Source organism: Streptomyces sp. WMMB303 (assembly GCF_029351045.1).
Taxonomy (GTDB): domain Bacteria; phylum Actinomycetota; class Actinomycetes; order Streptomycetales; family Streptomycetaceae; genus Streptomyces.
Genome location: NZ_JARKIN010000001.1, coordinates 1,711,524 through 1,734,506, shown reverse-complemented (window position 1 = coordinate 1,734,506; position 22,983 = coordinate 1,711,524). Strand labels below are relative to the sequence as shown.

General features: G+C 74.0%; 16 protein-coding genes. 8 read left to right on the top strand and 8 right to left on the bottom strand.

What is annotated here, in order from left to right; all coding sequences use genetic code 11:
• Window positions 1-62 precede the first annotated feature (62 nt).
• The 4 genes from P2424_RS07815 to P2424_RS07800 all read right to left on the bottom strand — a co-directional run bounded on the left by P2424_RS07815 (window position 63) and on the right by P2424_RS07800 (window position 5,443).
• The gene (locus tag P2424_RS07815; protein WP_276475051.1) at window positions 63-3,086 is read right to left on the bottom strand and encodes an alpha-N-acetylglucosaminidase TIM-barrel domain-containing protein; all 3,024 of its coding nucleotides are present in this window, start codon (window positions 3,084-3,086) and stop codon (window positions 63-65) included.
• A gap of 247 nt (window positions 3,087-3,333) precedes the next feature.
• Window positions 3,334-3,981 (bottom strand): response regulator transcription factor, encoded by a 648-nt coding sequence (locus P2424_RS07810; RefSeq protein WP_276475050.1) that lies wholly within the window; start codon window positions 3,979-3,981, stop codon window positions 3,334-3,336.
• Window positions 3,982-4,048: 67 nt separating this feature from the next.
• A complete protein-coding gene (locus P2424_RS07805) occupies window positions 4,049-4,402 on the bottom strand; it encodes a hypothetical protein (RefSeq protein WP_276475049.1) in 354 nt (117 codons plus the stop codon).
• A gap of 126 nt (window positions 4,403-4,528) precedes the next feature.
• Window positions 4,529-5,443 (bottom strand): serine protease, encoded by a 915-nt coding sequence (locus P2424_RS07800; RefSeq protein WP_276475048.1) that lies wholly within the window; start codon window positions 5,441-5,443, stop codon window positions 4,529-4,531.
• A gap of 637 nt (window positions 5,444-6,080) precedes the next feature.
• Here P2424_RS07800 and P2424_RS07795 point away from each other — a divergent pair.
• From P2424_RS07795 to P2424_RS07785, 3 genes are all read left to right on the top strand, one after another.
• Complete coding sequence (locus P2424_RS07795) at window positions 6,081-6,878, top strand: putative protein N(5)-glutamine methyltransferase (RefSeq protein ID WP_276475047.1); 798 nt, start codon at window positions 6,081-6,083, stop codon at window positions 6,876-6,878.
• Between the two features lie 63 nt (window positions 6,879-6,941).
• Window positions 6,942-7,379 (top strand): MerR family transcriptional regulator, encoded by a 438-nt coding sequence (locus P2424_RS07790; protein ID WP_276475046.1) that lies wholly within the window; start codon window positions 6,942-6,944, stop codon window positions 7,377-7,379.
• Between the two features lie 143 nt (window positions 7,380-7,522).
• Window positions 7,523-8,764, top strand: a complete 1,242-nt coding sequence (locus tag P2424_RS07785; RefSeq protein WP_276475045.1) for an MFS transporter — start codon at window positions 7,523-7,525, stop codon at window positions 8,762-8,764.
• Here P2424_RS07785 and P2424_RS07780 read toward each other — a convergent pair.
• Window positions 8,718-9,656 carry a Gfo/Idh/MocA family oxidoreductase gene (locus P2424_RS07780; RefSeq protein ID WP_276475044.1) on the bottom strand — a complete coding sequence of 313 codons (939 nt, stop codon included), beginning with the start codon at window positions 9,654-9,656 and terminating at the stop codon, window positions 8,718-8,720. The genes P2424_RS07785 and P2424_RS07780 overlap by 47 nt on opposite strands.
• 262 nt (window positions 9,657-9,918) lie before the next feature.
• Between P2424_RS07780 and P2424_RS07775 the strand changes: the two genes are divergently transcribed.
• The 3 genes from P2424_RS07775 to P2424_RS07765 are packed head-to-tail and all read left to right on the top strand — an operon-like array spanning window position 9,919 to window position 14,493.
• A complete protein-coding gene (locus tag P2424_RS07775; protein ID WP_276475043.1) occupies window positions 9,919-11,385 on the top strand; it encodes an aldehyde dehydrogenase family protein in 1,467 nt (488 codons plus the stop codon).
• Window positions 11,386-11,422: 37 nt separating this feature from the next.
• Window positions 11,423-13,018, top strand: coding sequence for a GMC oxidoreductase (locus P2424_RS07770; protein WP_276475042.1), 1,596 nt, complete (start codon window positions 11,423-11,425; stop codon window positions 13,016-13,018).
• Complete coding sequence (locus P2424_RS07765) at window positions 13,015-14,493, top strand: APC family permease (protein WP_276475041.1); 1,479 nt, start codon at window positions 13,015-13,017, stop codon at window positions 14,491-14,493. The genes P2424_RS07770 and P2424_RS07765 overlap by 4 nt, the downstream gene beginning before the upstream one ends.
• 56 nt (window positions 14,494-14,549) lie before the next feature.
• Here P2424_RS07765 and P2424_RS07760 read toward each other — a convergent pair whose 3' ends face one another.
• Window positions 14,550-16,940 (bottom strand): MMPL family transporter, encoded by a 2,391-nt coding sequence (locus P2424_RS07760; RefSeq protein WP_276475040.1) that lies wholly within the window; start codon window positions 16,938-16,940, stop codon window positions 14,550-14,552.
• A gap of 344 nt (window positions 16,941-17,284) precedes the next feature.
• On the opposite strand from P2424_RS07760, the gene P2424_RS07755 reads away from it, so the two are divergent.
• Window positions 17,285-18,643: a sensor histidine kinase gene (locus P2424_RS07755; RefSeq protein WP_276475039.1), complete on the top strand. Its 1,359-nt coding sequence runs from the start codon at window positions 17,285-17,287 to the stop codon at window positions 18,641-18,643.
• A 22-nt stretch (window positions 18,644-18,665) separates the two neighbouring features.
• Here the strand turns inward: P2424_RS07755 and P2424_RS07750 are convergent, their stop codons facing one another.
• Entirely contained in the window at window positions 18,666-19,574 is a 909-nt protein-coding gene (locus P2424_RS07750; RefSeq protein ID WP_276475038.1) for a LysR family transcriptional regulator, read from the bottom strand.
• A gap of 96 nt (window positions 19,575-19,670) precedes the next feature.
• Here P2424_RS07750 and P2424_RS07745 point away from each other — a divergent pair, with 96 nt between their 5' ends.
• Window positions 19,671-21,107, top strand: a complete 1,437-nt coding sequence (locus tag P2424_RS07745) for an MFS transporter (protein WP_276475037.1) — start codon at window positions 19,671-19,673, stop codon at window positions 21,105-21,107.
• On the opposite strand, the gene P2424_RS07740 is transcribed toward P2424_RS07745, so the two are convergent.
• Complete coding sequence (locus tag P2424_RS07740) at window positions 21,093-22,796, bottom strand: regulator (RefSeq protein WP_276475036.1); 1,704 nt, start codon at window positions 22,794-22,796, stop codon at window positions 21,093-21,095. The genes P2424_RS07745 and P2424_RS07740 overlap by 15 nt on opposite strands.
• Window positions 22,797-22,983 lie beyond the last annotated feature (187 nt).

Genomic DNA, 22,983 nt, shown 5'->3' with positions numbered 1-22,983 from the left:
CGCGGTCTCTCCTCGGTCACGTCTCCGTGTCCTCCACCCGTTCTCCGCCCGTCCGCACCGTGCTACCCGGTCCGCCAGTCCGCGAACTCCACCAGTGCGCGGTCACCGCTGCCGCCGTTGGTCGCGGACATGAACAGCCCGGCGTCCTGTCTCCCGGACGCGCCGGGGACCTCGACGGTTGAGACGGTACGCCACCTCTTCCCGCCGTCGGTCGAGAGCTCTCCCTTGTAGGAGGTGCCGGACCGGGAGAGCCGCAGCAGCACCGGGGCCTTGATACCGGAGACGGCCCGGTAGGTGTCCAGGGTGCCGTCGCCGTCGCTGTCGTAGGACAGCACGACACCGTGGGCCGGGGTCACCGCCAGGTTCAGGAAGCCCGCCGCGTCCGGCTCGGCGAGGCTGTTGCGGACCACGATGCCCGCACGCGCCCATGGGCCGCTGTCCTCCTGGGAGACGACCTTCAGCGTCACGGTGCCGCCGTCGCGCAGCGCCTGCGGACGGTAGACGGTGCCGAACTCGGCGGTGGACCGCCACAGGTCGGCTCCGGCGCCGTCGACCGCCCAGCGCCCGTCCAGGTGCCCGAAGACGGCCTCGTTGCTCGTGGCGGTCCGTACTCCGCCGGGGAGCGGGCCCGCGCGGTAGATCCGGCCGGCCCGGCCGAGGGTGACCCGCTCCTGGCCCGCGGGGCCGTTCTCGGCCTCCACCGTGTACTCCAGCGGCTCCAGCGGTTCGGTCTGCCGTCCGGCGGGCGCGGTGAAGCGCCAGCGCACGGTGGCCGTACCGCCGGGGCTGACGGCCCGGTGCGAGGTCGGGTCCTGGGCCCGGGCGCCGTCCAGCCCGCGCAGCCCGAGGTCGACGGCGCCGGTGGGGCTCAGCCCGTTCTCGTTCCGGAAGACGGCCCGAACGGTGCTCACCTCACCCGGCGCCACCGCGCGCGGCTCGGCGGCGACCTTCAGCGAGCCCTGGTAGGGGGCCTTGGCCAGGACGTCGCGGACCCGGGTGGCGGTGGCGTACGGATCGGTGAGCGGTCTGGTGGGGTACTCGTCCGTCTTCCGGGTCCAGGGCTCCTCGCGGGCGTACCAGTCGAACTTCTTCGGTGCCCGGCCCTGGTCGAGCGCGTCCTGCACCTCGTCGAGGAACGCCCGCCACTGCGGGAGGTGGAAGTCCCGGATCAGACCCTGCCAGTCGCGGTTGGCGTAGTTGGCCAGATGGCCGCCGTCCGCCGTCGGGCGGTCCGCCCAGGTGGTGACGAGCACCCGGGCGGTGCGCTCCAGATCGGCCCGCTCCCGCGCGGAGGCGGCGGAGCCGCGGGCCGCGGCCAGCCAGGGCCCCAGCAGGAACGCCCGGTGGCCGCCGGACATGTCGTCGGCCAGCTCCATCAGCTTCAGCCACAGCGCCGCCAGCTTCTTGAAGGTGGCCGCGTCCTTGCGTTTGAAGGCGTCCTGGAGCTGCCCGATCAGCGACCAGGACCGGTTGGCCAGCGCCTGGCGGCCGATGTCGGTGAGGTCGTAGCGGTAGGCGTCGCTGTCCCGCAGCGCCTTGTCGACGCCCAGCAGCGCGTCGAACGCGGCGTCGAAGGCGGGCAGGTCGAAAGCGGGGGTGTGGGTGGCGTAGTAGGCCCCGGAGCGGGCCGAGAGGCTGGGGCGCGCGGCGAAGATGCTGTCGTGCGGCCGTCCGTCCTTGCTGCTGATCCGGTACGCCGTCTCCCGCAGCGCCGTCATGGCCTCCTTCGCCTTGCCGTCCGCGGCGCCGTACCGGATCCTCGCCCAGTCGTCGAACCAGCCGCCCCGGTCGACGGCCTCCTGCCGCCAGGCCAGCTCGCCGAACAGCTCCAGCGCCGCGGCGTCGCGGTGAGTGGCCTCGGGCATGTAGCAGGTGCCGGCCAGCTTGCTGCCCGACTTGTCGCGCCAGGTGGTGAAGCGCTCGGTCCACATGTGGGTCTTGGCGCCCATGGTGGTGCGGCCGCCGAAGTTGGGGATGGTGCCGAACGCGTACGGCACCCCGCCCCAGTCCTTCTCGCGGTCGGTGACCCGGTCCAGGTCGGAGAGGCCGTCGACGATCAGCATGCTGTCCTTGGCGGCGAGCCCGTCGAGCAGGTCCCGGCGCGGGTTCTCCTGCCAGCCCAGAATCACCCAGGTGGCGCCCGGCCGTGCGGTGTGCAGCGCCTTCTCCACGGCCCGCGCCGCCTGGGGCACCGGCACGTCGCCCGGGTCGCCGCCCTCGTGCAGCAGGTCCATCTTGAAGTGGTCGACGTCGCCGAACAGTTCCTTCTGATGGCGGTAGAAGGCGGCCGCCACCTTGCGGAAGACCGCCGTGCGCGGGTCCAGCCACGGCGGCCGGTCCAGTCCGGCCCACTTGCCCTGCGGGACGGTGCGGCCACCCCTGTTGCGCTTGGCGAAGTCGGTGGGGACGGTGCCGAAGTAGCCGGGCAGCACGGGCTTCATGCCCAGCTCCCGCATCCGGTCCAGGATGCGCTTGCCCAGGGCGGTGCGCCGCTCCAGCAACTCGGTGCTGATCGGGCCGCCGTACTCGGCCATGTTCTGCAGCAGCCACCACGGCTGGTGGGTGGGCGCCGGGATCCAGGAGCGCGCCTCCCGGTCGCTGTAGCCGAAGTCCTGGAGCATGCGGTGGTAGACGGCCTCCTGGCCCGCGGTGACCAGCACCTCGTTGAAGCCGTGCAGCGCCAGGATGTCCAGGAACCGCTCCCAGTGCGCCCAGTCGGCGTAGGGCGCTGTGTACCCGTCGTGGGTGTCGTTGAGCGCGAAGCGGTTGGGCACGGTGGCCCGCCGGGCGTGCTGCGCGCGGGGCGCGGGCAGGGTTCCGGGGAGGTCGAGCCGGCTGCCCGCCCAGGAGAGGTGCGCGTCGCAGCTGTACTTGAGGTACCAGTGCACCCCGGTCAGCAGGGCCACCGGGCCGGTGCCCGCCACCCGGATCCGGCCCGCGCCGCCGGTGACCTTGAAGCGCTCCGGGCCGCCGATCTGCTGGAGCGTGATCTGGTCGGCGTGCCGGGGGAGCAGCCGTCGCAGCGCCGCCTGCGCGGCGTCGGTGGGGGACGCCTTGCGAGGTGTGCCTGTCCGGTCCGCTGCCATGGCGGGGACATACCCGCTTCCCAGCGCGAGACCCGCGCCGAGCGCTCCGGTGCTGCCGAGGACGGCGCGTCTGCCGGGAGCGGAGCGGGCCGGAGGCACGGAGTGCGTACCGGTATGACTGGACTGATCGTTATTGTCGTATCTTTCACGCTCATTGATCGGCTCGTACATGGGGGGCGCCTCCAGTGGCGGATGTCCTGCCGTATGTGACCAAAGACACGTACGGGGAGGCACGGTAACGAAGCGGTCAGCCCCGGTCGAGGTAGGCGAGCACGGCGAGTACGCGTCTGTTGTCGTCGTCCGAGGGCGGCAGCCCCAGCTTCCCGAAGATGTTGGAGGTGTGTTTCGCGACCGCTCGCTCGGTGACGAAGAGCTGTGCCGCGATGGCCGCGTTCGACCTGCCCTGCGCCATCAGCTCCATCACCTCCTTCTCCCGCGCTGTCAGGTTCCCCAGCGGCGCGTCCTGCGCACGCCGCGACAGCAGTTGCTGGATGACCTGCGGGTCCATCGCGGTACCGCCCTCGGAGACGCGGCGGACGGCGTCCACGAACTGGTCCGCGTCGAACACCCGGTCCTTGAGCAGGTAGCCCACCCCGCCGTTGCCGTCCGCCAGCAGTTCGCGCGCGTACAGCTGCTCGACGTGCTGCGAGAGCACCAGCACCGGAAGCCCCGGCCGCCTGCGGCGGGCCTCCAGCGCGCACTGCAGTCCCTCGTCGCTGAACGAGGGCGGCAGCCGGACGTCCACCACCGCGACGTCCGGCTCCTGCTCCCGCAGTGCCCGGCTCAGCTCCGGCCCGTTGTCCACCGCCGCGGCGATCTCGAACTCGAACGCCTCCAGCATCCGTACGAGTCCGTCCCGGAGCAGGAACAGGTCTTCGGCGATCACGACACGCACGGAAAGCTCCACATTCGCAGCGGGTTGGGCCGTATGGCGGCAGGAGGTCAAGAATCTATCGGTGAATCTACCGGCCCGGCTCCTCGCGCGGCGCGACAGCGTCCGCATCGAGACGCTCCGGCCCCCTGCCGGGAGAAACGCCCACGTGGGTCATCCCGAGTCCGTCCAGGTAGTCCCGGACCTGCACCAGGCGGCCGCCGGCATGCCGCAGCACCAGCAGCCCCGGGAAGCGGAACGTACGCCCCTCGGGCACCAGCGTCCCGGCCCCGGTCTGCTCGACGGTCAGCACCCGCGGGTCCGTGCTCCGGTGTACGACGGCCTCGCGTCGAGGGCGTACAGGTCGGCCGGAGTCCGCGTCCCGCTCCAGCATCGCCCGGTGGAAGCCGGCGAGCAGCTCCCTCCCGGCCGCTCCGTCCGGCACGCGCTCCGAGTCCGGCGGGGCGGCCCGTCACCTCGGCCTCCTTTCCGAACGTCGTCCCCCGGCGAAGGGGGCTCTCCGGCCCGTCGGGCGCGGGGAGCCCCCTCCCGCCGCGGATCGTACGGCGGTTCAGCCGATGACGCCGCGTATCCAGTCGCGGTGCTCGGCGACGCTCGGGTAGACGTCGGGCGTCGACCCGCAGTCACCCACGGCCCGGCTGGTGACACCGGCCAGCTGCCAGCGGCCGTTCACCTCGGTCAGCGCCGCCGCGCCCGAGTCGCCTCCGCAGGTACCGGCGTTGCCGTCCGGGTTGCCTGTGCAGAAGTCCCCCTCCCGGATGCCCCAGGCGTCCCCGTCCGCCTCTCCGGAGACGCACTCCGGAGAATCGGGGGCGAGTACCGGCAGGTCGACCTCGCGGTGCTCGACGGGCAGCTGCGAGGGGTCGTTGCCGGTCGCCTTCGTGTAGCCCCACCCGGTCGCCTTGATGCTCTCCCCGGCGGCGGGGGTGCGGGTCGCCAGCGGGGCCGGCTTCTTCGAGACCGCGGAGGAGAGCTTGATGAGCGCCAGGTCGTGGGCGCTCCCCTCGTCCTCGTACGCCGTGTAGCCCGGGTGCACGACGAACTCCGCCACATCGGCGACCTCACCGCCCGCGGTGCGGTCCAGGGAGCCGACCCGCACGTGGTACGCCTCCGGGTCGTTCATCCCGTCCGCGGTGGTGACGCAGTGCGCCGCCGTCAGCACCCAGTCGGCAGCGACCAGCGTCCCGCCGCAGTAGTGGCCGTCGGGGTCGTCGCCGCGCTGCTTCTGCAGGGAGACGACGAAGGAGTACTCCTCGGTCGACTCCCCGCCGCCGATGATCGTCGGGCCGGCGCCGGCGTCCCCGCCGCCGCTCGCGTCCTGGGCCGCGTGCGCGGTCGTACCCGCCATCGCCAGGCCCAGCCCGAGCGCGGAGGCGCACAGCGCGCGGACCGCCCTGCCGGTGCCGGGGAGGGCGCGCCGCACCGGACGGCTTCCCGGAGTGCGCTTGCTGGTTGTGATGAGCATGTCCTCTTCTCTCGTTCGTCTCGGCACCCGGGCTTCCGTGCCGGGCTCCTGCCGCCGTCCGGACCGGGCAGGGCGGACGTGGGCGACCGCGTCCTCGGTGGCGTGAGCGGCCCCGGATGACGCGCGTATACGGCGCGTATCCCCGGGCCGCGCGCCTCCCCGGGGGAGGCGGCGAGGAGCCGCGGCCGCGACCGTCGCCGCCCGCCCGCCGTGGCGGGTCGGCTGCTGCCGCTCCCGACCCGTCAGCGGGCGCACGCCCCCGACCGCCGACCGGCCGCACGCCTCTCCGGCACCGGCGGACGAGCCCATCCCATCTTCTCAACTCCCTTTTGTCCATGGGGCTTTGACCCGCGCCACTCGAGGCGCCCCGGGCCGGCGCAAGCGTTCCCCGAGCCGGTCCACCGCAAGGTGGGCCCGCGACGAACGCGCCGGCGCACGCCCCCATGGGTGCACCGGCCCACTGCTCGGGATAAGGTGCGGCCGACCGGCAACGGATGTTCGACGCGGTGACAGAGGGAGGTGAGAGGCATTTCCGCTCCGGCAGACCACGCGCTCTCGCCTCACGGCGGACGGCCCCGCACCAGCTAGCGGAGACCGCCGCGGGCGACGGGAGCGCTCCAGTACTGGAAGGGCTTCCATGCACCACACCATCCCGCAGGCCGAACTCACCCGGCGGCTGCGCGCGGCCGGCTGCGTCTTCGCCGAGGACGAGGCGCGACTGCTGTCCGAGACCGCCCGCGACACGGCCGCACTGGCCGAGATGACCGCCCGCCGGATCGCCGGGCATCCCCTCGAACACGTACTGGGCTGGGCCGAGTTCGCGGGTCTGCGGATCCTCGTCGACCCGGGTGTCTTCGTCCCCCGCCGCCGCACCGAGTTCCTGGTGCGGTGCGCCGCCGCCGGCGCGCCCGGTACCGGCGAGCCCGTCCTCGTGGACCTGTGCTGCGGCACCGGCGCCGTCGGTGCGGCCCTGCTCGCCGCCCTCGGCGGACGCGGCCGACTGCACGCCGCCGACCTCGACCCCGCCGCCGTACGGTGCGCCCGGCAAAACCTCCCGGTGCCCGACGACCACGTCCACCGTGGCGACCTGTTCGCCGCGCTGCCCGACCGGCTGCGGGGCCGGATCGACGTGCTGACGGCCAACGTGCCCTACGTCCCCACCGCGGACATACCCCTCCTGCCGCCCGAGGCCCGCGACCACGAACCGCGGCCCGCACTGGACGGCGGACCCGACGGCCTCGCCCTGCTGCGGCGGGTCGCCGCGGCAGCGCCCGACTGGCTCGCCCCGGGCGGCACCCTGCTCACCGAGACCAGTTCCCGGCAGGCCGCCGCGGCCGCCCGCCTGCTGGCCGACGCCGGCCTGGAGGCCGCCGTCACCACCGATCCCGAACTGTCCGCCACCGTCCTGACGGCCCGCCGCCCCCGGCAGCCCTAGGACCCGGACCGAGACGCGGCGCTGGGCGGGAAGCGCGCGGCCCGCCGCCGCGTTGGACCGGGCATGGCGACTTCCATTCTGATCGGGGAACTGGCCGAGCGGACGGGCGTGAGCAAGCGCTCCCTGCGCTACTACGAGCAGCAGGGACTGCTCGCCTCCCGGCGGTCGGCCAAGGGCTGGCGGACCTACGAGGACAGCGCGGTCAACCGGGTGCGCAACGTGCGGGAACTGCTCGCCGCGGGCCTCGGCACCGAGGACATCCGCCAGGTCGCGCCCTGCCTGGACATGAAGACCGAGGCGTTCCTCACCTGCCGGGCCAGCCCCGCGGAGACGCTGGAGATGTACGAGCGGCGGCTGGCCGCACTGGAGGAGAAGGCGGCCGAACTCGACCGGTACCGGACCCGGCTGGCGCACCGGATCGCCCAGCTCCGCGCCGACGAACCCGGTACAGCGCTGGACGAGCTCCTCCGCCGCGGTGCCGTCCGGAAGCCCGACGCCTGACCACCGCCCGCCCAGGGCGCGCGGACCCCGCTCTCCGCCCGGGCGCGGGGCCTCGCCTCTCTCCCCGGCGCGGGGACTTCGCCTCCCCGTACCGGTTCTCCGGCTTGCAGGTGACACCGGTGTCACTGCCTACCGTGCGCCGCATGAGTATCCCGACAGCAGCCGTCGGCCGGCTGCCGAACTGGCTGCACCTCCTCTTCCTCACCCTGGTGGCCACCGCCACCGACGAGTTCATCATCGCCGGACTGCTTCCCCGGATCGCCGACGACCTGGACGTCGGCGTCCCGGCGGCCGGCCAGTTGGTGACCGTCTTCGCCGTCGTCTACGCGCTCGGCGCCCCCACGCTGGCCGTGCTGTGCGAGCGTTTCGCGCGCCGTACGGTGACGGCGACCGGGCTCGCCCTCTTCGTCGCCGCCAACGCCGCGGCGGCGCTCGCACCGGGCTACTGGTGGCTGCTGGCGGCCCGGGTGGCCGCGGCGCTGTGCGCCGCCGTCGTCGCCGCCGCCGCGTTCGCCACCGCGGCCGCCGGGGCGCCCCCGGGCGCGCAGGGCCGCTACCTCGGCTACGTCACCGCCGGTATGACGACGGCGCTGTTCACCGGCGTCCCCGTCGGCTCCTGGCTCGGCGGTGCGTTCGGCTGGCGGGCCACCTTCTGGCTGATCGCCGCCGTGGGCGCCGTCGCCGCCCTCGGCGTACTGGCCACGGCACCGGCCGTGCCGGGCGCGGCACCCGTCCCGCTGCGCCGCCGGCTCGCGCCGCTGCGGCAGGCGGCCGTACTGCGCCTGGTCGGCGTGACGTTCCTCGCCGCGAGCGGCGGACTGATGTTCTACACCTATCTGGGCAGCTACACGGCCGAGGTGGCCTCCGGCTCCTACGGGCTGCTGTCCTTCCTGCTGCTGCTCGTCGGGGCCGCGGGGCTCGCCGGGGCGCTGCTCGCGGGCCGGGCCACGGATGCCTGGGGGCCCCGCCGCGGGCTGCTGGTGGTGCTCGGCGGGCACGCGCTGACCCTCGGCGCCGCGGCGGTGACGGCCTTCGCGGGCGGAGCGGGCGCGGCCGCCCTCGCCCTGGTCGTGGGCTGCTGGGCGGTCTTCGCCTGGGGCCTCAACCCGCCGGTGCAGGGCAGCGTCCTGGCCGCTGCCGGACCGGAGGCCGGGATGACGGCACTGGCGCTCAACATCTCCGGCCTCTATCTGGGCACAGGCGTGGCCGGGGCCCTCGGCGGAGCCGTGATCGGCGCGGCCGGTGTCCGCTACGTACCCGTGGCGGCAACGGCACTGCTGCTGTGCGCGTTCTCGCTCGCGCTGCTGCCGGACCGGACGGGCCGGCAGCCGACCGGGCTCACCGGGCCGGCAACTGCTGCTGAGCCGAGTGCAGCACCTCGGTGACCGTCTCGGCGAAGCGCGCCCCGCACAGGTGCGCCTCGCCGGTGCGGACCTCCCGCAGCAGGGCGTCCACGGCGCGGCCGAAGGAGACGGCCGGCGCCTCGTCCCGCAGGGGCAGCTCCGCCACGCCCGCGGCGCCCCGCACCTCGGCCGTGACGCCGGCGGCGGCGGGCGGCACGGAGTGGCTCAGCGTGCAGGTGCTGGAGGCCCCGGAGGCGTGCCGCAGGACGAGGTGCACGGTGTCGCCGAAACCGCCGGGCGACGCCGTCACCCCTGCGACCGGCCCCAGCAGCGGCAGCAGCACGGACAGGGCGTGCGGCCCCACGTCCCACAGCGCACCCTTCTCGCGCCGCCAAGGGGAGGCGGTGTACGGCGAGTCGGCGCCGCCGAAGACGGGGGAGAGCCAGTCGGCGCGCCCGACCAGCCAGCCGTTCCCGGCCGGTGACCGCGCCCCGGCACCGGGGTCCAGTTGCGGTACGGCGCCCATGTGCGCCGCCTGTTCGCGCAGCCAGCCGCCGGTCGGTTCGCTGAAGTGCAGCGTGAAGAAGACGACGCACCCCACTCCGGCCCGCTGCACCGCCTCGGCGACGCCGCGCGCCTCTTCGGGCGCAGTGGCGACGGGCTTGTCGAGCAGCAGATGGCATCCGGCGTCGGCCGCGCGGCGGGCCAGCGGCGCCTGCACGTCCGGCGGCAGGGCCACCGCCACCGCGTCGCACGCCCCGAGCAGCGCGTCCACGTCCTCGAACGGCCGGGTGGCGAGGTGCTCGGCCAGTGCCCGGGTCGGCTCGGCGCGGCGCCCCCAGACGCCGACCAGTTCCACTTCCTCGTGCGCGGCGAGCGCGGGTCCGTGCGTGCGTTCCGCCCAGGGCCCGGTGCCCAGCAGTCCGAACTTCATACCGAGCAGCGTACGGGGGACGCGCCTGCTGCGTCCCACGCCCGCCGCGGACCGGCGCGAGGACGGTCCGGGAGGGCCGCGCCCGGACGGCACAGCCGCATCCTGCCCCCGAACTCCGCGCGGCCGGCTCGGGAGCGGCGCGGATTGCCCCATCGGTGCCGATTATCGCCGCGGAGGCGCCGCCGCCCGGTGCGTCCCGTAGCCAGCGGTGCCGCGCGGCGCGATCGTGACGCCGGTCGGGTGCGAGCGAGGGAGACGGGCGATGGCGGAGCTGTTCATCGACGGGGAGTGGCGGCAGGCCACCGCGGGCGGGCGCCGGGATGTGATCAACCCGTTCGACGCCTCCGTGCTCGCCACCGTCGACGAGGCGGACGCGACGGACGTCGACCTGGCCGTACGCGCCGCCAAACGAGCCTTCGAGCGGTCCGACTGGTCCGCGGCGCCCACCCGGGTCCGCGCCGATGTGCTCTACCGCGTGCACGAACTGCTGCTGCGCGACCGGGAGGAGATCGCCCGCACCGAGACCCTCGACACCGGCAAGACCCTCACCGAGGCCCGGGTCGACATCGAGGACGTGGCGGGCGCCTTCCGCTACTTCGCGGAACTGGCCGGCAAGGACGGCGGCCGCGTGGTCGACGTCGGGCCCGATGTGCTCAGCCGCGTCGTGCACCAGCCGGTCGGCGTCTGCGCCCTGATCGCGCCGTGGAACTATCCGCTGCTCCAGGCGTCCTGGAAGGTCGCCCCCGCGCTGGCGGCGGGCAACACCTTCGTGCTCAAGCCCAGCGAGACGACACCGCTGTCCACCCTCGCCATGATCCGGCTGATCGCGGAGGCCGGGGCGCCGCCCGGGGTCGCCAACCTGGTGCTGGGCTCCGGTACGACGGTCGGCGCCGCCATGACCACCCACCCCGAGGTGGACCTGGTCTCCTTCACCGGCGGACTGGCGACCGGACAGAAGATCATGGAGAGTGTCGCGCCCGGCGTGAAGAACCTCGCGCTGGAACTCGGCGGCAAGAACCCCAACGTGGTCTTCGCCGACGCGGACTTCGCCGCCGCCGTCGACTACGCGCTGGACGCCGCCTTCCTGCACTCGGGGCAGGTCTGCTCGGCCGGCTCGAGGCTGCTGGTGCAGCAGGACATCCACGACGAGTTCGTCGCGGCCCTGGGCGCCCGGGCGAGCGCCATCCGGCTGGGCAGCGGGCTGGAGCCGATGACCGAGTCGGGCCCGCTCAGTTCGGCGGAGCACCGCGCGAAGGTGGAGCGCTACCTGGAGATCGCCCGTGAGGAGGGCGCCCGGCTGGTCACCGGCGGGCGGCGGCCCGACGACCCCGAACTGGCCGACGGCTACTTCCTGCTGCCGACCGTCTACGCCGACTGCGACCGCTCGATGCGCATCGTCCGGGAGGAGGTGTTCGGCCCGGTCGTCACCGTCGAGCGGTTCCGCACCGAGGACGAAGCGGTCGAACTGGCCAACGACACCCGCTACGGGCTGGCCGGCGGGGTGTGGACGAGCGACGCGAGCCGCGCCCAGCGGGTGGCCAACCGGCTGCGGCACGGCACGGTCTGGATCAACGACTTCCACCCTTACGTGCCGCAGGCCGAGTGGGGCGGCTTCGGCCGCTCGGGTATCGGCCGCGAACTGGGCCCGACCGGCCTGCGCGAGTACCAGGAGGCCAAGCACATCTACCAGAACCTCTCACCGGCCCCCTCCGGCTGGTTCAAGGGCTGACGAAGCTGCGGAACACGACGGGGAGAAGAGGACCGGCATGAACGCGACGGACGCGACGGACCAGGACAGCCAGGACACGGGTGAGAACAGCTACGACTACGTCATCGTCGGCGGCGGCACCGCGGGCTCCGTGCTGGCGGCCCGGCTGAGCGAGGACCCGGACTGCCGGGTGTGCGTCATCGAGGGCGGCCCCAGCGACGTCGGCGACGAGCGGGTGCTGCGGCTGCGCAACTGGATCAACCTGCTGGAGTCGGAGTACGACTACGGCTACACCACCACCGAACAGCCGCGCGGGAACTCGCACATCGTGCACTCCCGCGCCAAGGTGCTGGGCGGCTGCTCCTCGCACAACACCCTGATCAGTTTCCTGCCCTTCCCCCAGGACCTGGACGAGTGGGTGGGGATGGGCTGCGCCGGCTGGGACCCGATGACCGTGCTGCCCTACCGCAGGCGGCTGCGGAACACCATCGTCCCCGTAGGCGAGGAGGACCGCAATCCGATCGCGCGGGACTTCGTGACCGCCGCCGCCGAGGCGCTGCACGTGCCCGTCGTCGAGGACTTCAACCGCCGCCCCTTCGCGGACGGTGCCGGGTTCTTCTCGCTCGCCTACGATCCGGCCACCAACACCCGCTCCTCCGCGTCCGTCGCCTACCTCCACCCGATCATGGACAAGCGGCCCAACCTCACGCTGAAGCTGCGGACCTGGGCCTACCGCCTGGAGCCCGACGACGCGGGGCGGCTCACCCGCGTCCGGGTGCGGTACGCCGACGGCACCACCGGCATGATCGGCGCCGAGCGGGAGATGCTGCTGTGCGCCGGAGCCGTGGACACCCCGCGGCTGCTGCTGCTCTCCGGGATCGGCCCCGCCGACGAACTGGGCGCGCTCGGCATCGAGGTGCGCGCCGATCTGCCGGGGGTGGGTGAGAACCTGCTCGACCACCCCGAATCGGTGATCGTCTGGGAGACGCACGAACCGCTGCCGCCGAACTCGGCGATGGACTCCGATGCCGGGCTGTTCGTCCGCCGCGACCCGGCCCAGTCCCGGCCCGACCTGATGTGGCACTTCTACCAGGTGCCCTTCACCGTCAACACCGAACGCCTCGGCTACCCGACCCCTCCGCACGGCGTGTGCATGACGCCGAACGTGCCGCGGGCCCGCTCCGTCGGCCGGCTGTGGCTGCGCAGCGCCGATCCGGCGACCCACCCCGCGCTGGACTTCCGCTACTTCACCGACCCCGAGGGCTACGACGAGCAGACCGTCGTCGACGGGCTGCGGCTGGCCCGTGAAGTGGCGAACACCGCACCGCTGCGCGGCTGGCTCAAGCGCGAGATCGCGCCCGGACCCGGCGTGACCTCGGACGCGGAGCTGTCGGAGTACGGGCGGCGGGTCGCCCACACCGTCTACCACCCGGCCGGTACCTGCCGGATGGGTGCGGCCGACGACCCGACGGCCGTCGTCGACCCGCTGCTGCGGCTGCGCGGCCAGGAAGGAGTGCGGGTGGTCGACGCCTCCGTCTTCCCCAGCATGCCCAGCATCAACCCCATGGTGACGGTGCTGCTGGTGGCCGAACGCGCCGCCGACCTGATCACCGGGCGGCCCGGCCCGCAGCCCGAGGGGGGCGAGCGCCGATGAGCGGAGCATCGCAGCCCGCGGCCGCCGCAGCGGGCGAGAACGGCGCCCCCGGCTCGGAGTTCCGCAAGGAGATGGGCCCCTGGGCGAACTTCGCCCTCGGCTTCACCTACCTGTCACCCGTGGTGAGCACCTACACCCTCTTCGGCTCGGCCCTCGCCGAGGGCGGGCCGCCGATGATCTGGGCGTTTCTGCTGGCCGGCTGCGGACAGTTCCTGGTGTCGCTGGTCTTCGGCGAGATCGTCGCCCAGTTCCCCATCGCGGGCGGCGTCTACCCGTGGGCGCGGCGGCTGTGGGGGATGCGCTGGGCGTGGATGACCGGCTGGGTCTACATGTGGGCGCTGCTGGTGACGATCACCAGCGTGGCCTACGGCGCCGGCCCCTACATCGCGATCCTGTTCGGCTTCGGCGCCAGCGTGCACAACACGGTGATCTGCACCGTCATCCTCATCGTCGTCGCGGCGCTCATCAACTACGCGGGCACCAAGGCGCTGTCGCTGGCGGCGCTGATCGGCTTCAGCGCAGAGCTGATCGGCGCGCTCATCGTCGGCGTCTACCTGCTGGTCACCCACCGCGAACACGGCCTCGGCGTCATCTTCGACACCTACGGCACGCAGGGCGACGGCTCCTACGCGCCGGTCTTCCTGGCCGCCGCCATCATCGGCTTCTACCAGTACTACGGGTTCGAGGCGTGCGGTGACACCGCCGAGGAGGTCGCCCACCCGGGCCTGGTCATCCCCAAGGCGATGCGCCGCACCATCTACGTCGGCGGCGCCGCGGCCACCTTCACCTGCGGCTCGCTGCTGCTGTCCGTCACCGACTACGGTGCGGTGATCTCCGGCGAGGACTCCGACCCGGTGGTCAACGTCCTCTTCGACGCCATGGGAGAGGTCGGGGCGCGCCTGGTGATGGCCGTCGTCCTCATCTCCTTCCTCTCCTGCACCATCAGCCTGCAGGCCGCGGCGGGCCGCCTCATCTACTCCTACGCCCGGGACCGGATGGTCGTCGGTCACAAGCTGCTGCGGCGCTTCTCGCACAAGCGGGCGGTACCCGAGGTGGCGCTGCTGGTTGCCGCCGTCATCCCCGGACTGATCGCCTTCGGCTCGCTGATCTCCGAGAACGCCCTCACCAAGATCGTGTCGTTCGCGATCCTCGGCATCTACGGCTCCTTCCAGATGGTCGTCCTCGCCGCACTGCGGGCCCGGCTCAAGGGCTGGCGCGCCACCGGCGAGTTCACCCTCGGCCGCTGGGGCCTGCTGGTCAACGGCGCGGCGCTGGCCTACGGCATCTTCGCCATCGTCAACATCTGCTGGGCCCGCACCCCCGAGGAGCCCTGGTACTCCAACTACATCGTGCTGCTCAGCGGCGGAGTCGTCGTCGCCGCCGGGCTGGTGTACATGTTCACCACCCACCACTACGGGCGCGGCGACGCCCCGTCGGGCGACGCGGTCCCCCAGCCCCGGCACGCGGCGCGCTGAGCACGGCGGCGGCGCCCCGCGGATCTCCGCGGGGCGCCGCCGCCGGTCCGGGCCGACTATCCGATGCGCTCGGGAGGCCGCTCGCCGGAGCGTGGCCCGGCGTGTCCGCCCGGCCCGGTACCCCAGGCGTCCCGCGGCGCGGCGCCCGCGCCCTGACCGGACGTCCTTCGGCCGGATCCGTCGGCGACGTCGAACCCGTCGGGCCCGACGGTCTCCTCGCCCCCGGCGTCCCCGTGCGCCAGGTGCGGCAGCCCGCGCAGTGCGCGCGGCAGATACCAACTGCGCTCGCCCAGCAGCATCAGCACCGCCGGCAGCAGCACCATCCGCACGACGGTCGCGTCCAGCAGCACGGCCACCGAGAGCCCGACGCCCATCTGCTTCATGTCCTGCATCGACAGCGTCGCGAAGACCGCGAAGACCGCGACCATGATGAGCGCCGCACCGGTCACCGCCGAGGCCGTGGCCCGGATCCCGTCGCCGATGGCCTCGCGGGTGCTCATGCCCCGGTCCCTGGCCTCGCGGATCCGGGATACCACGAAGACGTGGTAGTCCATCGACAGGCCGAAGAGGACGACCAGCACGAACAGCGGCATCCACGACTCGATGGCGCCCACCGCCTCGGTGCCGAACAGCGAGGCCCCCCAGCCGTGCTGGAAGACCGCCGTCATCACCCCGTAGGCGGCCCCCACCGACAGCAGGTTGAGGACGATCGAGGCGAGCGCGACGGGCACCGAGCGGAAGCAGACCAGCATCAGCAGGAACGTGACGGTGGTGATGAAGACCAGCACCGGCACGATGCCCTCCTTCAACTGGTCCTTGAAGTCCTCCGATCCGGCCAGCTCCCCGGTCGTGTAGACCTGCCCGTCGGCGGCGACCGGGCCCAGCGTGTCCGGGACGATCCGCTCGCGCAGCACCTTCAGCGCGGCCAGCGACGTCGCGTCGGTGCCGTCGCCCGCCAGCGGGACGTCGATGACGGCGACGTCCTGCCCGGCGTGCACCGCCGTCTCCACACCGCGTCCGAAGTGGCCGCTGTCGCCGCGGACCGTCTCGGTGAACTCCGCCAGCGCCGCACGGGTCTCCGGGGCGCGCACGTCGTCGGCCTTGAGCACGACCCGGGCCGGGGCCGGACCGCCGGGGAACCGCTCGCCGATCTTCTCCGCGTCGATCCGCAGCCCGGCGTCCTTCGGCATCTGCTTGTCCAGCGAGAGCTGCTCGGTCTTCATCCCCAGCGCGGGGGCCGCCAGTGCCAGCATCGCCACGGCGGCGAGCACCGCGCACACCCCGGGGGCCGCCAGCACCGGGCGCAGCAGCGCACCGGAGATCCGGCCCGCCGGCTTCCGCCGCCCGGCCGCCCGGTCCCGCCTGCGGCCGCCCAGGAAGGGGACCTTGCCCTTCTCGACGCGGTCGCCCAGCCAGGACAGCAGCGCGGGCAGGATCGTCACGGAGCCCAGCATCGCGATGCAGACGACGAGGATCGTGGCCACGGCGAAGCCCTTGAACAGCAGCAGTCCGGAGAAGAACATGCCCGCCATCGCCACCATCACCGTCAGGCCGGACACCAGCACGGCGCGGCCGCTGGTGGCGGCGGCGATCCGCAGCGCGCTCTCCGGGTCCCGTCCGGCGGCCCGCTCGTCCCGCTCCCGCCGCAGGTAGAAGAGGCAGTAGTCGACCCCGACCGCGAGACCCATCAGCAGCATCACCGAGTTGGTCGTCTCGTCGATGTGCAGCGCGCCGGAGACGAGCGCCAGGATGCCGTTCGCGGCGAGGAACGCCGTCAGCGCGAGCGCCACCGGCAGCAGCGCGGCCACCAGCGCCCCGAAGGCCACCAGCAGGATGCCCAGGGCCAGCGGGACGGCCGTCCACTCGGCCTTGGCGAAGTCGTCGCCCAGGATCCCGTTCAGCCACTTCATGGCGCTGGCCTCGCCGTACTGGCGGATCTCGACGCCCTCGCCCGCGTGCGCGTCGCGGACCCGGTCCACGGCGCCGAGCACCTTGTCGATCGGCCCCTCGTCGGCGCCGTCCGTCTCCTCCCGCATCCGGAATCCGATCAGGCCGGCGCGGTCGTCCGCGGCCGGTACGGGCTCCCGGACGTGCTCGACCTCGCCGGTCGCGCGGACGGCCCGGACGACTTCGTCAGCGGCCGCCCGCCACCCGCCCTTGTCCGGGCTGGTGACCATCACCGACTCGGCCGGCGGCTCGTCGATCCCGGCGTCCTCCAGGATGGCGGTCGCCCGCGCCGAGTCCCGCACGGACTGCTCGCTGTCGGTCGGTTCGGTTAGCCCGGCCATCCCGCCGAGCGCGGTGGCGAGTACGACGAAGAGCAGCCAGCCGATCACCGCCGATCTGCGGTGCCGCACGCTCCAGTCCGCGAGCCGCGCGGCCGCTCCGCGCGGTGCCGGCCGGCCGGCACCCCCCGGAGGGCTGCTGGGTGTGGTCGCTCTGCGCATGGGTGCTCCCCGTCTCCTCGATACCGCGCCGATGGGCCCCGAAGCGGCCGCCGAACCTGTCCGCACCGGGCAGGAACGACGCTAGGAACGCCGGGCGGCCGCCCACAGCCGCCGAGCCCCCGTACCGCGGAGCCGGAAGGAGACCCCGGTGGTGGTGCTAGGTGAACCCCCGGGAAGGCGGCCCGGGCCCGTGCGCTGAGGTCCGCGGCGGACGCAGACTGGAGCCGTGCCCGGACGTCGGCACCGAGCCCGCTCCGCGGGCGGCGCGTACCTGGCGTACGAGACGTACGAGGCTCACGGCATGTACGGGGAGGGCGGGGACCAGCAATGACCGGAGTCGGACGATGGACGTGAGCGGGGCGGTCGAAGCCCGGGAGGCGGCGGCGCGGATGGACGAGGGGCGGCCGGGAGCCACCTCCCCCGGGCGGCGGGCGGGCGGTCCGACGGGTGCGGCCCTGCTGGCGGCCGGACGCGGCTTCGTCCTGATGGCGCTCTCCCTCGGCGTCTCCCTGGCCCTGTTCGTGATGACGCTGGTGTCGCTGGTGCTGACGCTGCTCGGCATCGGAGCCGCCGGCACCCCGTGGCTTCTGCACGTCGTGCGGGTGCACGCCGACCAGCGCCGAGTGCTCGCCCGGGAGTGGGCGGGCCTGGACATCCCCACCCCCTACCGGCCGCTGCCGCCCGGCCTGCACGGCCTCACCGGACACGTCGAGCGCTGCGTGCTGATGCTCAAGGACCCCGCCACCTGGCGGGACCTGTGCTGGCTGCTCACCGACGCCGTCGCCGGCTTCGTCCTCGCCCTGCTGCCGACCGCGCTGATCGGCTACGGCCTGGAGGGCTGGGTGATGTTCGCGGGCGTGTGGCAAGCCGTCGCCGGCGACTACTGGTACGGCTTCATCCACCTGGAGACCTTCGGCGACGCGGCGCTGTGCGCGGTCCTCGGCAGCGCCCTGCTGGTGCTGGCCCGCTTCGTCAACCCGCACCTGATCACCGCGCACTTCCTGCTGGCCGGGGGGCTGCTGGCGCCCACCCGCGGTGCCCGGCTCTCCCGGCGCGTCGAGCAGCTGTACGAGACGCGGCACGACGCGGTGGACACCTCGGCGGCCGAGCTGCGCCGTATCGAGCGGGACCTGCACGACGGTGCGCAGGCCCGGCTGGTCGCCATGGGCATGAGCCTGGGCACCATCGAGGCGCTCGTCGAGCAGGACCCCGGGAAGGCCAAACGACTCCTCGGCCAGGCCCGTGCCTCCTCGGCGGAGGCGCTGACCGAACTGCGCGACCTGGTGCGGGGCATCCACCCCCCGGTGCTCGCCGAACGAGGACTGGGCGACGCGGCCGAAGCCCTCGCGCTGCGCACGCAGGTGCCGGTCGAGACCGACATCGAGCTGCCCGGCCGGTTCGCCGAACCGGTCGAGTCGGCGGCGTACTTCGCGGTCAGCGAGGTCCTCACCAACGCGGTCAAGCATGCGGAAGCCGACCACATCTGGCTGGACATCCACTACTCCTACGGAGCGGGCGGCATGCTGCGGATCTCCGTCACCGACGACGGAGCGGGCGGCGCCGACGCCTCGAAGGGGTCGGGGATCGCCGGCATCGAGCGCCGACTGGGCCCCTTCGACGGCATCGTGGCCGTCAGCAGCCCGCCCGGTGGCCCCACCATGGTCACCCTCGAGATCCCCTGCCGCCCGGTGCCCCGGGCCTGAACCCGGTGCTCGGGCTCGGCGTTCAGGCCGGGGGCTCCGGGGCGGACCACAGTTCGCGGGCCAGCGCCGCCAGCTCCCGGACGGCCGGCGGCACCGAGCGGGCCGCGTGCCGGACGAAGAAGACGTCCAGCACCGGCCGGTGTTCCCAGGCCAGGGCAGTCAGTTCGCCGCGGGCGATCTCCCCGTCCACCGAGGAGGCCGGCGCGGCCCCCACCCCCAGCCCCGCCGCCGCGCAGCGCCGCAGCGCCTCCAGACTGAAGAACTCGACCGTGGGCGGGCACAATCCCGCCCGGCTCAGTTCGCGCTCCATCACCACCCGCTGCACGCATCCGGGCTCCAGCAGCAGCACGGTCTCGCCGGCCAGCTCCTCCGTCGCGACCCGCCGCTTTCGGGCCAGCGGATGCTCCGGCCGTGCCACCAGTCGGAGGGGCTCGCGCCGCATCCGCTCGGCCACCACCCCGGGCGCGTTGACCGCCTCCTCCTGGAGGAAGCCCGCGTCGATCGTCCCCTCGGCCAGCGCGTCGAGCAAGGGGCCGCGTCCCGCGGGCCGGAAGGCCAGATGCAGCCGGGGAAAGCGGGTCCGCATGGCGCTCAGCACCGTCGGCAGATGGTGCGCGCACAGGCTCTCCGGCGCCGCCAACCGCAGCGTGCCCCGCATCTGGTCCGGGTCCTCGCCCGCGCCGCGCACGGCATCCCGCGCCTGCTCGGCCTGGCCGAGCAGCACCCGCGCGTGCCCGCACAGCTCCCGGCCCGACTCGGTCAGCGTCACCCGCCGCCCCGGACGCTCGAACAGCGCCACCCCCAACTCCGCCTCCAGCGTTTGCACATGCGCGGTGACGCTCGACTGGACATATCCCAACTCCCGAGCCGCCCGGGTGAAGTGCAGGTGGCGGGCCACGACCAGGAAGGTCTCCAGATGCTTCAGCTCCATGGTCGTCGAGGCTAACTCCATGGATCGGCGATACCGATGAGTCTGATCGGGAACGTTCGTTGGACTCGATGACACTCGGCGTTCTACAACTCGTGCATGAGCACATTCCCCACCCGCCGTCCCCACCCGACGCGGTCAACCTCCCCCGACCAGCCGTCCGCTGCGGCCGCAGTCGCACTCGAAGGCCGGTCCGAGCCCGCGTCCGGGACTGCCGCCACTCCCGGGGGCGTCGCCGCGCCCGGGCTGGCGAGCCGCGACTTCCTCCTCCTGCTCGCCGCCACCTTCGCCGTCTTCGGCAGTGCCACACCGATGCTCTCGGTCGTCCCGCTGTGGGCCGAGCACGGCGGAAGCGGGCACGGCGGAGCGGGTGCGACGACTGCCGTACACATGGCGACGACGGTGGCGACGCAGATCGCCACGGGCCGCATCCTGCGCCGCATACCGGCGTCCTGGGTGCTGGGCGGGGGCGCGCTGCTGATCGGCCTGCCCTGCCTGGGATACGCGCTCACCGCGGCGCTCCCCTGGACGGTGGCGGTCTCGGCCCTCCGCGGGACGGGCTTCGGCCTGGTCACCGTCGCGGGCAGCGCACTCGCCGCCCGCCTGGCGGGTCCGGGCCAGCGCGGCAGGGCGCTGGGCTGGTACGGCGTCGCCGTGGGGCTCCCGGCGGCGGTGCTGGTGCCCGCGGCGGTGTGGGCGGTGGCGGAGGTCGGCTTCGTCCCGGTCTTCTCGGTCTCCGCCGCGCTGGGAATGCTCGGCGTCCCGCTCGGCGCCGCGGTCCTCGCCGGCCGCGACCCCTCCCGCGGCCGCCCCCGGACGCGCACCTCCGGGCCGGTCGCTTCGGGGCCGGGCCCCGTCGGCCCGGACGCCCCCGGCGCCCGCACCGCGCCGGTCCGTACCGACTCGGCGCCGGGCACCTCCGGCGGCCCCGTCCCGGTGCGCGGACTGCCCGTGCGCCTGCTGGCGGCGCCCGTTCTCCTGCTCCTCGCGCCGGTGTGCGCGCTGGGCAGCCTGATGTCCTTCCTGCCGCTCGCGCTCGCGCCCCAGGCAGCGCCGGTCGCGCTGCTCACGCTCTCCGCCGCGCTGACCGTCGGCCGCTGGGCCGCGGGGGAGTGGAGCGACCGGCGCGGCGGCACCGGGCGCTTCATGGCACCCTGCGCGGCCCTGTGCGCTCTGGCGACCGCGGCGTTCGCCCTCGTCGGAGGCGGCCCCGCGGCGCCGGAGGGCGGCGGCGCCGCAGGCACGGTCGCGGCGGTGGCGGCGGCCCTCGTGTTCGGACTGGGGATGGGCGCGCTGCAGAACGACACGCTCGTGGCGATGTTCCACCGGACCGGACCCGAGCGCCACGCAGCGATCAGCGCAGCCTGGAACATGACCTTCGACTCGGCCTACGGCGCCGGTGCACTGCTGACCGGCGCCGTGGCCCAGACCTTCTCCCTCAGCCTGCCCGCGGCCTTCGGAGTCCTCGCCGTCCTGACGGCCGCCGTACTGCCCGTGGCGGCCGCGCTCCGGCTCCGGCCCTCACACCAGGGCTGAGACCTTCTCCCGGTACTGCCGAACCGCCGCCGCGTCCCGGTAGGGCTCCAGCCGCCGCTCGAAGTCCCGTACATACTCGTGCGCCCGCACCGACCGCATCTCCGCGGCCTGGTGCGCGGCCTCGGCGGCCAGCCCGCACGCCTGCTCGATCTCACCCAGACCCAGTCGCGCCGAGGCCAGCACCACCCGGCAGAACAGCCGGCTGCGGGCGAACCCGGCGCCGCGCAACTGGAGCGACCGCTCGGCGTGCTGCGCCGCGGCACGGTACTGCTGCAGGTCGCGATGGCAGTGCCCGAACTCGTCGGCGAGCTGCGCCTCGTCGAAGAACCGCGCCCAGCCGGGTACCTCCTCGCTCGGTCGGGCCGCGTCCAGCGCCCGCTCGGCGCGGGCCAGCGACGCCGTGCAGGCCCGCACCTCGCCCAGCACCCCGTGCCCGCGCGCCTCGGCCGCGTGCAGCAGCGCCTGGACCACCGGCGGCACCGAGGTCCCCACGCCCTGCTGCGCCACCCGGGCCAGTTGCACCGCCTCGCGCCCGTGCCCCAGATAGACGGCCTGCCTGCTCATCGTCACCAGCACATAGCTGCCGAACGCGCGGTCGCCCGCCGCCTGCGTCAGCCGCAGCGCCTGCACGAAGTAGCGCTGCGCCAGCCCGTGCGCGGCGATGTCGTAGGAGGTCCAGCCCGCCAGCCGGGTCAGGTCGGCCGCGGCGCCGAAGAGCCGCCTGCCGAGCTGTTCGCCGTAGACGCCGCGCAGCATCGGCTCCGCCTCGTGCTCCAGATACCGCACCAGGGCCTGCCGCGCGTGCCCGCCGCCGTAGGCGTGGTCCAGGGCCCGGAAGAGTTCGCACACCGAACGCAGCGCCGCCACATCACCTCCCGAGACCCGCTGTCCCGGACCGCGCTCCACCCGTTCCAGCCGGGCGGCCGCCAGCGACGGGGCTCTGCCCGCCACCCCGATGCCGCCGCCCACCCGGGTCTGGGCCGGAACCCGCAGGCCGCCACCGGGACCCGCGCCTCCCGGCCTGGCAGTCGCGGCGCCGAGTCCGTTTCCGGGGACCTGCCCGCGGGACGCGCCCACGACGGCGCCCACCCCGGACGCGCCGGTCCCGGAAGCGGGCGGGCCGGCCGGTCCGCCGCCGGTACCGCCGCCGCCCGGTCCGGGCGGGCCGCCGGAACCGCCCGAGCTCTCCGGCTCCGGCCCGCGGGCCACCCGCTCGTCGGCGCGGCCGATCAGCCAGTCCCGGCTCGGCACCACGAGCCCTGCCGGGGTGAACGCGATCTTGCGCAGCTCGGCGTGGCTGCCGGAGTCCTTGCGCCACAGCCCGCTGACGATGTCCACCGCCTCGGCGGGGGACGCCGCGAACTCCAACCCCGCGTACACGGGTGCACACGCGTCGAGCCCGAGATCCTGCGCCGTCAGCCGCCGCCCCAGGCGCCTGGTGAAGACCTCGGCGATCAGCGCGGGCGTGGTGCCCCTGGGCTGCTGGCCCCGCAGCCACCGGGTCACCGATGTCTTGTCGTAGCGCAGGTCGAGGCCGTGTTCGAGGCCGAGCTGGTCCACCCGCCTGGCCAGACCCGCGTTGGAGAACCCGGCCTCCGCGATCAGCGCGGCGAGCTGGCGGTTGGGGATGCGCTGCTGGGAGGACGGGGCCGGGTCGGCCACGGTTTCCCCAGGTCGTTCCATCGTCATCAGGTATGCGGTCTCCTGCCCTCACGGCTTGGATCAGACGCCGGGGCGCCCTGCTGGAACGGCGCGAATGTAACGGCCCCCCGTTTGGCGTTCGCCCCCTTCGTCGTGCATTCATCCGTACGTGTGAGTAGGCGACCACCTGCGGGGACGGTCCCCGGCAGCCGTAGAGTGGCGGGGGGCGCGCGTG

Bases quoted from the DNA above. Each gene is read 5' to 3' on its own strand.
- P2424_RS07790 (WP_276475046.1), top strand. From the start codon at position 6,942: ATGGCGACTTCCATTCTGATCGGGGAACTGGCCGAGCGGACGGGCGTG.
- P2424_RS07740 (WP_276475036.1), bottom strand. From the start codon at position 22,796: ATGACGATGGAACGACCTGGGGAAACCGTGGCCGACCCGGCCCCGTCC.
- P2424_RS07780 (WP_276475044.1), bottom strand. From the start codon at position 9,656: ATGAAGTTCGGACTGCTGGGCACCGGGCCCTGGGCGGAACGCACGCAC.
- P2424_RS07775 (WP_276475043.1), top strand. From the start codon at position 9,919: ATGGCGGAGCTGTTCATCGACGGGGAGTGGCGGCAGGCCACCGCGGGC.
- P2424_RS07815 (WP_276475051.1), bottom strand. From the start codon at position 3,086: ATGGCAGCGGACCGGACAGGCACACCTCGCAAGGCGTCCCCCACCGAC.
- P2424_RS07785 (WP_276475045.1), top strand. From the start codon at position 7,523: ATGAGTATCCCGACAGCAGCCGTCGGCCGGCTGCCGAACTGGCTGCAC.
- P2424_RS07755 (WP_276475039.1), top strand. From the start codon at position 17,285: ATGGACGTGAGCGGGGCGGTCGAAGCCCGGGAGGCGGCGGCGCGGATG.
- P2424_RS07750 (WP_276475038.1), bottom strand. From the start codon at position 19,574: ATGGAGCTGAAGCATCTGGAGACCTTCCTGGTCGTGGCCCGCCACCTG.
- P2424_RS07765 (WP_276475041.1), top strand. From the start codon at position 13,015: ATGAGCGGAGCATCGCAGCCCGCGGCCGCCGCAGCGGGCGAGAACGGC.
- P2424_RS07760 (WP_276475040.1), bottom strand. From the start codon at position 16,940: ATGCGCAGAGCGACCACACCCAGCAGCCCTCCGGGGGGTGCCGGCCGG.
- P2424_RS07745 (WP_276475037.1), top strand. From the start codon at position 19,671: ATGAGCACATTCCCCACCCGCCGTCCCCACCCGACGCGGTCAACCTCC.
- P2424_RS07795 (WP_276475047.1), top strand. From the start codon at position 6,081: ATGCACCACACCATCCCGCAGGCCGAACTCACCCGGCGGCTGCGCGCG.
- P2424_RS07770 (WP_276475042.1), top strand. From the start codon at position 11,423: ATGAACGCGACGGACGCGACGGACCAGGACAGCCAGGACACGGGTGAG.
- P2424_RS07800 (WP_276475048.1), bottom strand. From the start codon at position 5,443: ATGCTCATCACAACCAGCAAGCGCACTCCGGGAAGCCGTCCGGTGCGG.